Genomic DNA, 11,942 nt, shown 5'->3' with positions numbered 1-11,942 from the left:
AGGGGTGTAAGGGTGTGTCTGCCGTCAACCGGAAAAATTCACCAGAGGAGGAGCAGCGGGGACAACTGTATCCCAGCCATTTTTCACTGGTTCACTAGCTGTTTCGGCGTATTCATTCACAGCTTGGTTCTTAGCAAAGAAGGGTTTATGTGTAGCGATTTTCGTCAGCCATTTGTGGTATTCTTCGGGGGATTCCACAACTACATTTGCCTGCATAGTGGCAAAGTAAGTACCGCTATATTGAGAGTCAGTAAGGTGATATTGCCCCTGACGAATGGGGGTAAATTCAAAGTCGATAGTGTGGTTGGGAATGATGTCTTGTTTGAGGCGGAATGCCGGGATATAAAAGCCGTGCAGTACATCTTCTGATTGCAGTGCTAAACGTACGCGGCGATCGCTTGGTAAATGCAGTTCGGTACTGGTAACATTTTTCTCAGGGTAATGGAATACCCACGCCCATTGTTTGGCAATGACATCAATTTTTTCTACAGGTTCGCTCATAACAGCGTCTTTTGTGGCTGCATAAGCTGATTCCATTCCCACGGGATTATGCAAATGCACTAACTGTGTGGGGCCTTGAATTCCCATTTGTTCGTAAACTTGGGAGCTATAGCCAGCAATCCACAGTACTAACATAATGGGGATAGCTGTCCAGACAACTTCTAGAGTGACATTACCTTCGATGTGAGGGCCATCGCTGAAGTCGTCTTTCTCAGCGCGATGGAAAATCACAGAGTACATTAAGGTGCTAGTAACACCAAGAAAAATAAATGCACCTAATGTCACCAAAAAACTAATCAAATCATCAATCAGATGAGATTCGGCCGCAGCTTGCGGCGGTAGCCAAGAATAGGCTTGTTTACCTATCCACATACTGGTGATGCTCACGGCGATCGCACCAGTAATTAAGGTTAATATGTTTAAAATCTTGGGGAGTTTCATGAGTTTTGGTCAAGAGTCAATAGTCAAGAGTCAACGGTCAAGAGTCACAATTAAATACTTTGGACTTTGGACTTTTGACCCTGGACAGTTATTTGAGCATTGTGTTCAGGTCTTCGCCTAATTTCAGTAATCTATCTGCGGTGTTGTGAACACCAAATTCGGCAGCTAGTTGCGCTCCTAATGTGCCGTGAAGGAACATCAAAAACATAATTGCTACTCCCGCCAACAAATAGCCCCAATGCACTTCTGTGTCGGAATCTTTACTCCACACAAAACGCTGCCATCCTCTCCACATGGTCATTCCCACAAATAGGGCGAGTAAGACGACACCACCAATACCATGCCAAAGCATTGTTTGCATTGCTTGCAAGCCCCAAGCACTTTTGATTTCTGTGGGTGGGGTTGCTAAAAGCATTTCGTAAAAGCCAGCGGCTACAGTAAAAAAGGTAATGATGGTTGAGCCAAACATGTTGTACCAACCCACATCAAAGAAGTTGGCACGTTCAACTGTAATTGCCAAAAATTTGAATACCCATTTTTGGAAGGGAAATAGAACACCTACAATATCAAAGGTAATTCCAATGATGAATAGACCAATGGTGAGATGTACTAAGTTTGGGTGAATCGGCAGAGTGTAAGGCAGTCCGTTAGCACCCAATTCTACGTTCAATTGATTAATTAGGTCTGAATTCATGGCAGCATTCCATCCTTTACTGCTTCAACAACTGGTACTGTGTGCAATCCATATACCCAAACCAATTGATCACCGAAATATACTTGTACACCGACAATTGCTACTAAGATAAATCCGGCTGCTAAATAATGAATTGGTAATTTTTGGGGATTGTGGGAACGAATTACATAGCGCCATGCTGTAATTGCAGCGATGATGCCAGAAAGTGACCAACCAATCAGTGTATGGATATTTAAAACTGATTTAGCTACGTCGTAGGGTTGGGCTAAACCTGCTTCAAATTGTCCAAAAATAATCGCTACAAAAATGGCGATCGTCGCAACAAACATATTCCACCAACCCACCTCAAATAGGCGAGCTTTGCCAGTAAAATAACCTAATACATCACAGAAAAAGGCAAACACTACCATCGCAATTACAAAGTGAACAACGATTGGGTGTAGCGTATCTGGATAGGGTAAATTATGGTCGTTCAACGATGTAAAAAAATCCAACATAGTTTACTGCACCTCAGCCAAAGTTTCATGATTAACAGACAAGCACGATCATCAATACAAACATTTACACCTGATTGGATGATGTTCAGAACCGCGTAGCGAAATCCAATAAATCAGGTATTAGCTTTTTTCTAGCTAAATTGGTTGAAGTTACTATTTATCGTCAATGATTGAGTTCAATTCATTTGTTCATACTGATACTTTCTCACAACGATTTTGAATTTACCTCACAAAATCGAAGTTATTTGGTTAATACTCGGTCATCTATCTATTAGCTTAAGGATTTTTTTAGTAGTTGTCAAAAAAATAATAGAAAGCTTGAGAAATGAAGCCACTAACAGAAAAACAATTATGATGATGTAGCTTATCTACCTTTTAATTTTAGATATTGCATAGATAAAAATATTTGTATATGCAATGTTATACAATTAAAAAATATGTATTTGTAATTAAAATGACAAAACTATTACTGTAATAAGTTTTTGAAAAGCAGAAAATAAGTGCCTGATATAGTAAAATCAGAAATTAATTAAAATTATTTGATTATTTATTGATTTGATTTTGCACACCGAGAAAGATGGTGCGTTACGGCTAATTCTCAATCTCTTAAGTTCCAAAATACTTGTATAGCTGTAACACACCCTACTTAATATTTACTTTATAAATTGCCTCTAATATTCATCAGGCGATCGCCAATTAATTCTTCTCAAAGCAGTATTACAATCATGCCACGCTGGAAAATTTGCGATCATTTTTTAGTTAAAAACAATGTGTATAGCGCTGCATCACAAAGCACCATACTATTATTTTATATCTAATTTAAATTGTCATAATTAATATCTGTAGGAGTTTTGCGTCTAAAAGCGTCGCTTGGACAATTGGCGCTCAACAGATACTGGGAATTTCTGCTGAAAAATAGAAGTTTTGAGTGTCACTTATCCAGTAGTATGTGTCATTGGTAGTAATGATGTCGGCAAAATTTGTGGCATTTCACAGCTAGTCGGCTCAACTTGCTGAAAAAGACAAAATCTTGAGTACGGTTTTTTCAACCTAATGTAGTATGTAAATCTCCATACAAAGGCAGAAATAAAATTGATACTTTTATCTTAAGTAATTACTAAGTGGCAAAAACAAATAGTTTGTCGTGATAAATGTTCTGCTAAAAGATTCTTAACGTTTAAATAACGGCAAACTCAATACCAAAAAAACGTCTAATTCGATACAATTAATAGGCTGGGAGAGCCAAGGAGAACTAAGTGGTGCTATCAAAAGGCTTTGAAATCGAGATGTATACTGGCACACCTCAAGGTGAAATTGTTGGTCTCTCCGATAAGATTGTGGCAGATTTGGACGGCTTTATGCGGGAACCAGACAGCCGCAACGTGGAATACATAACGAAGCCATCAACAAGTTACGAAAATCTCTTATGTGCTTTACTACATCCCCGCCGGGAGTTAAGAAAGTACCTCCAGCGTTTGGGGGATTATACTTTAATACCCGGAAGTACTTTGTCATTGAGTGGGGGCGATCGCTTCTTTCGTTCTGATCCAACCAATCCTTATCATGATTATATTGAGCAGAGCTACGGCACAAATGTAGTTACTGCCAGTGTGCATATAAATATAGGTATTAGCGACCCAGAAGTATTAATGCGGGCTTGTCGGCTCATCCGCTTAGAAGCACCACTGTTTCTCGCTCTCAGTGCTTCATCGCCCTTTTTTAATGGCAAAACCACTGGCTATCACTCTACCCGTTGGGGTGTCTTTCCCCAAACACCTGCTTACGTGCCGTTATTTACTAGCCACGCCCATCATATTCAGTGGGTAGAAGAGCAGTTAGTGGCGGGGACAATGCAAAATGTCCGCCATTTATGGGTATCGGTACGACCAAATGGCGATCGCCGTCCTTATGATCTCAATCGCTTAGAATTGCGAATTTGCGATTTAGTTACAGATCCCATTGCTTTGCTGGCAATTACCGCCTTGTTAGAAGCGCGTTTGTTGCAGGTAATCAATAATCCCGATTTAGATCCCTTAACTAACAGTAGCTTCTCCCCGGAAGAACTAATTGCGCTGACCACTAACAATGAAATAGCAGCCGCTAGTGCGAGTCTAGATGCTCAAATGCAACATTGGCAAGATGGCAGAACTATTTTAGCTAGAGATTGGATTGCGGAATTATATCAAGAAGTTTGGGCGATCGCTAAACAACAAGGCTTTAGCTGTTTCCTTTCCCCATTGCATAAAATCCTGCGTGAAGGGAACGAAGCTCAACAGTGGCTACAACTACATAGCGTAGGTTTTGACTGTCAGCGTGTCATTACCCAAGCTATTGTGGCGACACAAGAACGCGAAATGGAACTAGAAAACAAATTGTGTTCTTCCTTGCTGGCTTAATGGGAAATTAAGCTGGGTTTAAGGCTGTCATTAGTCATTAGTCTTTGTAAAAAACAACAGACAAATGACTAATTACGGCTTTTCTAGGTTTTTATGTAATTGAGAGGCGTTTTAGCTGATTTACCACTACCTAATCCCCGACCTCAAAATTCCTATTACTCCAATACCATAATTTATGGTTTCATACATAAGGTAGATTTTCTCAAAGTAGTCGGCAAATAATTCAGGGTATATTTCTGCTTCAGAAAACATAAAATAGTTTTGTCTGCAAGTTAATCAAACACATTTTCTGAATATTTTCGGGAAGAATTGACGATTTTTTTGTTTTAAAAAACTAATCGATGTAAACTACAAAATGGTTATTAATAAAACCTATAGATAACCTCTACCTTTTGATAGATTTTTTCTTGTCAATATAACTTTTTATACAATCTCTCAGTTTTACAGACAATGCCCCAGGTAGTTTTAGTAAATCCGCAAATTCCCCCGAATACAGGCAATATAGCGCGTACTTGCGCTGCTACAGGTACAGAATTACATTTGGTGGGGCCTTTAGGGTTTGAAATTAGCGATCGCTACCTTAAAAGAGCCGGGTTAGATTACTGGCCTTATGTCAAACTACATGATCACGAGTCACTGGCAGCCTTTCAACGCTTACATCAACAGCGTGGCGGTAGATGTCTAGGTTTCTCAGTGAGGGGCAGTTTTAATTACACTCAGTTTCAGTTTGAAGCTAATGATTGGCTACTGTTTGGTAGCGAGACTACTGGCTTATCACCAGAGGCGTTATCCATTTGTGATACAACCTTGTACATTCCCATGTTTCAACCAGGGGTTCGCAGCCTCAATCTTTCGGTTAGTGTTGCTGTCAGCTTGTTTGAAGCTCGGCGACAACTAGGTTATTTAGTGTAGTTTTTGATTAGGAGCTTTATAAGTATTTATACTTATAAAGCTCCTAAAAGTAATTGGAAATGGGATTTTCGAGAGCAAGTTATTTAGTTATCATCAAAAAGATTCTGACTTTTTATACTTAAAAAATGGAATTTTCAGTATAAATTCCGAAAAAGTCTAGTTCACTAGATAGGTTTAATATAAGAAATTTATATATTAAATTTGAGAACATACCAAATTTGAATGATAGATTTTGATGAATTTCATTCATTGAGTCTCAGGAAAGAAAAAGCTGAAAAACCATACGGATAAGGCATTTGTACTATTTCGTCTGAATAAGTATATTTCAGGAGGACAAAAGTACTGGAGAGTTTGTACGGTTGTCTTTTAGGGAATAATCAACGTAAAGTCTCCTGTTGGGAAGACGGATCGGAAAGAAAAACCTTGAAGATATTTACAGCAGGAGGCATCATTTTTTTTTAGAAGTTACAGCAACTAAAAATTGCTGACAATAAAAGCAGATTCGGCTAATATCAACTTTTCCAATCCCAGCAAGTAAAGTAGGCGCTGACAACTGTCAAGAGCAATAGTTCTAGGGTGTGAGAAGTGGAGCGGACAAGTAAGCACAGCAACTTTATGTTTTGCTAACAGGTGTAAACTTGTCTAAATCAGAGAAGCAGGTTAATCTTGCGTAAGTATCTCTGGTGAGTGTGATCCAGGTCTATCATTAGATGTGATCTAAATCATGGACTAGTATTCCGACTGCAAAATCGAGGTCAGTTAAGCGCTAGTGATCATAGGAGGTCGTCTTTGAAACGAGCATTGAAAAAAAGAGTAAAAGCTGTGCTGAAAAATACCCCCAGCAATGATGGTGTCCCGAACGAACAGTTAAGTGTAGTCAATCCCAAGATCAATCGTCGGGTTAGCACACAAGCCGCCATGATTGGCTTGGCTATCTCAGTCGGAGCAACCAGTCTTTTAGTGACTCGACAAAGCGATCAAGCCCAAGCCGCAGCACCTGTAGGTAGCCAAAAGGTAGCCTCAAATCTTCCCGCTGCGTCTGATACTGAAATGAAATTTGTTCCCACGAAGCTGGAGACCAAACTAGTCTCCCCAGCGACAATGCCAGAAAATCCTGTCATTGTGGAACCAACAGCAATTTCACAGTTGCCTGGGCTTGAAGCTAAATTGCAAGTTGCGGCAAGTGGAATGTCTGTAAAAGTTCCAGCAGCCGAGAATATTTCCAAAACAGCAGCCAACCAGTTGCCGGAAATCCTGAATGCTAATGATGTACCAGGCATTAAAACCGCTTTTTCAGCCAACCAAGTACCAACAACAGGTAGCGAAACTACATTTGCTAGTGATGAAGTCAACGCTAAATTAAAAGCACAGCAAGAGTTTGCCCTGTATCACTTACAAGAAAAATCGAACCGCCTAAGAGCAAGTCTGACGGAGTTGCGGTCTGGGGAGTCAAAAAATTTAGCTAAAACTACTACCGCATCGGCGCAGGAGACAACTGTAGCAGAGAAGTTGCCACCTACCAGCATCAATCAAGAGGTAGCACAACAGTTGCCCTCTCTGGTCGATGAAGACAAAACAAAGTTCTTCCCAGAGACTAAGCAGACAAAATCTCCCAGCGAGCAGATACAGCCAATAGCAACAACATCTGCACCTGCCACACCACAAACGGTGTCACCAACAGATACTAATACAGCCTACGAAGTTAAGCCTGGAGATACTCTAGCAGCGATCGCCAGTCGATACAACACCACTGTTGCAGAATTAGCAAAACTCAACAATATCAGTAATCCTAACCAGCTGAAAATTAGTCAGAAGCTAGTTCTACCATCTGCCAACCTGAACCGCAATGGCGCAATTTCAATACCTGTAGCTGTTAATCCATCTGTTGTACAGTTTACTAAAAATTCCCCAGTAGCTGGTGTACCTATTAACACTGCCAGCAGCAACCCAAATGTATCTTTAGCGCCAGTTTCACCAGTTTTTGTCAACAATAATGCTGCAAAGCCAACCGCAACAGCAACAAACAATCAAACACAGACAAATACTGCTAACGCTAATCCTTACGGTGTAGGTGGTGATACTCCCGTACCCAAAGTCTTTGCCGAATTACAATCAGGAAGCCAAACTGCTCAAAAGGTAGCCAGAAGCAGAAACAGCGAGCGCCTACAGAGTCTACAGGCAGAGATTCAAAGACTACAGCAGAAATACCGCGCTCAAGAGTCCGGTAATGTAGTTGCACAAGCAATTACTGACACTGACAAAAATAGCGTTGCTATCCCAATTCCTGTAGCTATTCCGAGTAACTTGGCAGTAACTAAGCCTGTATCAGGAACTAAGACTTTTGCAGTACCTATTCCTGTTCCGACACCAATCTTACCAAGCTACAGCGCTCAACCGATTAAGCCCGAATTTCGTGCTACTCGCCTTAACAACGGCGAACCAATTAATCCAGAGTTTCGTCCCAACCAGACTGGAGTCGCAGCACCACCAATTGGGGTTAACGCTTCTGATTCTCTCAGAAGAATGGGGGGAACTCAGGTATCGCCACAACTGCCTCCTTTGGCAGCAGTAGATCAATACCTACCCAAACCTGTTGATGAGACCATACCACCACCTTCCACCTCGACTGTAGCTCATATTTGGCCAGCAAAAGGTGTATTTACTTCTGGTTATGGTTGGCGCTGGGGAAGAATGCACAAAGGTATTGACGTTGCTAACGCCACTGGTACACCAGTTTACGCCTCAGCCGATGGTGTGATTGAAAAAGCAGGCTGGAACAAAGGTGGTTACGGTAATCTCGTTGATATTCGTCACCCTGATGGTAGTATGACCCGCTATGGTCATAACAGCAAGATTCTAGTGCGTCCAGGTCAGCAAGTGCGTCAAGGCGAAACCATTGCTTTAATGGGTAGTACTGGTTTCAGTACTGGGCCGCACACTCACTTTGAAATTCATCCATCAGGTAAGGGCGCAGTTAACCCAATTGCCTTTTTACCACAACAAAACCGCATATAGTCCTTGACTGGGCATAAACCAGACATTGCCTTATGAGAAGAGGGAGTTTTCCTCCCTCTTTTGCCCAGTTTTGTCAGATGCTGAGATGCGATTGTTAGGGAAAATTAATTGTAAAATAGACTAGTCATCAACAAATGTATATGCTATATTAAGAATCGATGTAAAAACGTTTGGCTCAGTAGCTCAGTTGGTTAGAGCACGGGACTCATAAGCCTGGGGTCGTTGGTTCAACTCCGACCTGAGCCATTTCAGACTTATACATTTATGCTCATCCTGCTAAATACCTTCATCTAGTTTTGAGCATGATTTATCACCAGAATAAATGCTTGTTTCCCGTCTAAATTGTTTATTCCTAGAGTTAGATCGTAGACTTGCTCATGATGAACGCGATCGCCCTCTAGATAATTTACACTCAAGGTGAGACCGAATTATTTGCAGCTTCTGTTATGTCTTCCAGTTTAGATTCTTTACCACCTGCTCTCGCTAAAATCGTCCAGCGCTTTCAACGTGCTTCAGATCCTAAGCGGCGCTATGAACAACTCATCTGGTACGCACAGAAGCTTCCAGAGTTTCCAGAAGCTGACAAGATACCAGAAAATAAAGTCCCTGGTTGTGTTTCGCAGGTTTATGTCACGGCAATTTTTAATGATGGGAAAGTTGCATTTCAAGGAGATTCTGACTCTCAGTTAACCAAAGGGCTAGTCGCGCTGTTAATTGAAGGTTTAAATGGTATAAGTCCCACAGAAATTGTCCAACTCACACCCGATTTTATTCAAGAAACAGGTTTAAATGTCAGCTTGACACCTTCCCGCGCTAACGGGTTTTATAACATATTTAAAACTATGCAAAAAAAGGCGTTGGAATGTAAGTTAGAACAATCATAACCTCATACTGGTTGCGGTACTGATGAAGTGTGAAAGTACTGAGTAATTTTTATTATACTCAGTACTTATTCAGTTTGAAAAACATTGCACTAGTTAGTTTGATTTCGCTCAATAACTTTAAGCCGTTTTGAAAAACCTAATAATTTCGCGGACGTGATCGAGAAATTGCCCATCAGTAGAAAGTTGGGCGATCGCATTTCTAGCTTCTCTGGCTAAACGTTCATGTTCTGTTTGATTCGTGGCGCGTAATTCTTCTAAATTAGCTAAAATTCTTGATAGTTCTTTGCGTGTTTCTTCAGCAAAGCGTTGTTGAGTTACTGGTAAAGAATATGCTTGTTCTGGATTAAGTTGTTCTTCTAAAAATTGCACTTTATTCTCTAATTCAGAGAAACGATTACGCAGTTCAAAAATATCTTCGCGGGGATATTTCCATTCTTGGCGAATCATTGTTAGCCGTGCATATAAATATTCGTAGGCGCGAATCGCCGGACGCAGAATTGTTAATAATAAAGCTGCACCAGAACTGATGTAACCTACTGTACTAATTCCCGTGGCGGCGAGGGTGTAAAGTCCAACTGCGGAGAATATGTGTAAAACAACAGCCAGCCAAAGCGATCGCTTGGCTAATAACTGGACATATTTTACTTGTTTGGCATCTACAGGAATACCTTTTTCTGTAGATTGTGCTGCTTCTGCTAAGACTTCTTTTGCTTGAAAATGCACATTCCAAGGTACAGTGACAACTACCAATAACCACCAAAAACTTGCACCGCCAATTACCCAATCTAAGAAGTTACCTGCGGGTACATGAAACCATTGCAGTACGCCAAATGCTAACAGTAATATAGTGACAATTCCCACGATGGAACTGATAAAAAAGTTAAAATACATTTTGCCATGACTCCAGTGAAACTATCATCTCAATCATGGCGATGGCTGAGGATTTCTACGGAATGGTTGTGCTGGTTTGGTTACTTGCACATATTAATTATTGAATAAGATAACTACGCCAAACTCTTTGAGAATCTTTGCTAGTCTTATCTGGCAATAATAATCGCCAAGTTTTGCCTTCTTGTTGAATTTGTAAGTACAGTTCAAAAGGTTGTTGCAGTTGCGTCAACTGTCGCTGCGGTAGCTTGATAATTAAATCGTATTTTCCCTTGACGCGGAAGGCTGGTAAATTTTGAATTGTCAGTGGTTTTTCTTCGGCAATTTTTAACTGCTTAATTTCCAACCCCTGAAAATCTAGATCTAGTTTTTGACTAAGTTCTTGTTGGGTTTGTTCTAGCCCAAGTGCGATCGCTTTTCGTACTAACTCGCTAGTTGGCAGCAGCCCAATAGTACCACAAGCAGTTAACAACACCAGCAAAATTATTGTGACCAAGAATCGCACCATCTTCGATATTCTACTCTCCAGCGCTAGTATAGCGGTATCTGCCTTAAATTCTGCCATCTACCATGTCAAAACCAACTATTGGACTTGATAGCCAAGTTTACGACTACTTGTTATCAGTTTCGCTGCAAGAACCAGAAATTTTACAAAAATTTCGCTACGAAACTGCCAATCATCCTAGGGCAAATATGCAAATTTCGCCAAAACAATGACAGTTCATGAGATTGCTAGTGCAGTTATTAGGTGCAAAAAAGACCATAGAATTTGGCGTGTTTACAGGTTACAGTTCACTTTCCGTCGCTTGAACACTACCCGCTGATGGTAAAATCGTTGCCTTTGATGTTAGTGAAGAGTATACAGCAATCGCACGACAATATTGGCAGCAAGCTGGGGTTGCCGATAAAATTGACCTACGATTAGCACCAGCCCTAGAAAGTTTAGATCAACTATTAGCGACCGAACAAGCTGGAACCTTTGATTTTGCCTTTATTTATGCTGATAAAGAAAATTATGATGACTATTATGAGCGATGTTTGCAATTAATTAGTCCTGGTGGCTTGATTGCGATCAATAATGTTTTATGGTCTGGGCAAGTAGCCAACCCTCAATCAAATTCAAGATCACAACACTCAAGCTATCCGTGCTATCAATCAAAAGCTACACAATGATCAACGAATTACACTCTCACTTGTCCCCATTGGCGATGGACTTAGTTTAGCACTCAAGCGAGGTTAATATAGGAATCTGACTTGATTATTGAAATTACTTGTGTAGGAAGGTAACAGGAAACAGAGAACAGGGAATAGGAAAAGACGTAACAGAGGTGTACTGAGTTTTTTCTCCAAATCAAATATGATTCCTATATATCCTCAAGCCGAATCAAACTAAATACTTATTTTTAGATGTAGCGGGAGATAAATTCATTATTTAATCTGCCTTTTTATCATGATTATCTTTTTGTGTTCAATTTTACATAAACAATAAAATATTGAATCGAATTTATAACTAAAGTAAGACATTTAATTGTAATTAATTAAGTAACTTGAGGAAGGATTTAAACCGGATTGGTTTAACCATGTATCGGGAGCATCCACTTTTGGCAGAAATACTCAAATAGCAAGTAAACCATTAAGATAAGCACAACGAACAGAGAGGATGTGATTAACACTCTCAACATTCCACTGTGCGCCAGAAATTTTTATCCTAGCG

Annotated in this window: 9 protein-coding genes, 1 tRNA gene and 1 pseudogene; 6 read left to right on the top strand and 5 right to left on the bottom strand. The window is 40.4% G+C overall.

Translation table 11 applies throughout. The annotated features are described in order from the left end of the window. Positions 1–24: 24 nt before the first annotated feature. The 3 genes from IQ244_RS27295 to IQ244_RS27285 form a co-directional block, all read right to left on the bottom strand. A complete protein-coding gene (locus tag IQ244_RS27295; RefSeq protein ID WP_193899829.1) occupies positions 25–942 on the bottom strand; it encodes a cytochrome c oxidase subunit II in 918 nt (305 codons plus the stop codon). 88 nt (positions 943–1,030) lie between these two features. Continuing rightward, a complete protein-coding gene (locus IQ244_RS27290; RefSeq protein ID WP_193899828.1) occupies positions 1,031–1,636 on the bottom strand; it encodes a DUF2231 domain-containing protein in 606 nt (201 codons plus the stop codon). Further along, the gene (locus IQ244_RS27285) at positions 1,633–2,133 is read right to left on the bottom strand and encodes a DUF2231 domain-containing protein (RefSeq protein WP_096582394.1); all 501 of its coding nucleotides are present in this window, start codon (positions 2,131–2,133) and stop codon (positions 1,633–1,635) included. The genes IQ244_RS27290 and IQ244_RS27285 overlap by 4 nt, the downstream gene beginning before the upstream one ends. 1,256 nt (positions 2,134–3,389) lie before the next feature. On the opposite strand from IQ244_RS27285, the gene gshA reads away from it, so the two are divergent. The 5 genes from gshA (at position 3,390) to IQ244_RS27260 (ending at position 9,340) form a co-directional block, all read left to right on the top strand. After that, the gene (gene gshA, locus IQ244_RS27280) at positions 3,390–4,529 is read left to right on the top strand and encodes a glutamate--cysteine ligase (RefSeq protein ID WP_193899827.1); all 1,140 of its coding nucleotides are present in this window, start codon (positions 3,390–3,392) and stop codon (positions 4,527–4,529) included. A 450-nt stretch (positions 4,530–4,979) separates the two neighbouring features. After that, positions 4,980–5,441 carry a tRNA (cytidine(34)-2'-O)-methyltransferase gene (locus IQ244_RS27275; RefSeq protein ID WP_193899826.1) on the top strand — a complete coding sequence of 154 codons (462 nt, stop codon included), beginning with the start codon at positions 4,980–4,982 and terminating at the stop codon, positions 5,439–5,441. A 789-nt stretch (positions 5,442–6,230) separates the two neighbouring features. Beyond that, complete coding sequence (locus IQ244_RS27270) at positions 6,231–8,456, top strand: peptidoglycan DD-metalloendopeptidase family protein (RefSeq protein WP_193899825.1); 2,226 nt, start codon at positions 6,231–6,233, stop codon at positions 8,454–8,456. Positions 8,457–8,628: 172 nt separating this feature from the next. Continuing rightward, positions 8,629–8,702: transfer RNA gene (locus IQ244_RS27265), tRNA-Met, on the top strand. A 200-nt stretch (positions 8,703–8,902) separates the two neighbouring features. Next, entirely contained in the window at positions 8,903–9,340 is a 438-nt protein-coding gene (locus tag IQ244_RS27260; protein ID WP_193899824.1) for a SufE family protein, read from the top strand. 117 nt (positions 9,341–9,457) lie between these two features. Here IQ244_RS27260 and IQ244_RS27255 read toward each other — a convergent pair whose 3' ends face one another. Together IQ244_RS27255 and IQ244_RS27250 are read right to left on the bottom strand one after the other, a co-directional pair. Further along, positions 9,458–10,231, bottom strand: a complete 774-nt coding sequence (locus IQ244_RS27255) for a hypothetical protein (protein ID WP_193899823.1) — start codon at positions 10,229–10,231, stop codon at positions 9,458–9,460. 97 nt (positions 10,232–10,328) lie between these two features. After that, complete coding sequence (locus IQ244_RS27250; protein ID WP_193899852.1) at positions 10,329–10,736, bottom strand: hypothetical protein; 408 nt, start codon at positions 10,734–10,736, stop codon at positions 10,329–10,331. Between the two features lie 62 nt (positions 10,737–10,798). Between IQ244_RS27250 and IQ244_RS27245 the strand changes: the two are divergent. Beyond that, positions 10,799–11,468: pseudogene (locus tag IQ244_RS27245) on the top strand (class I SAM-dependent methyltransferase). Positions 11,469–11,942 lie beyond the last annotated feature (474 nt).

The sequence above is a fragment of the Nostoc sp. LEGE 06077 genome, assembly GCF_015207705.1.
GTDB lineage: Bacteria > Cyanobacteriota > Cyanobacteriia > Cyanobacteriales > Nostocaceae > Nostoc_B.
Note: the sequence above shows the minus strand (reverse complement) of the source record. Positions and strands in the feature narration are given on the sequence as shown.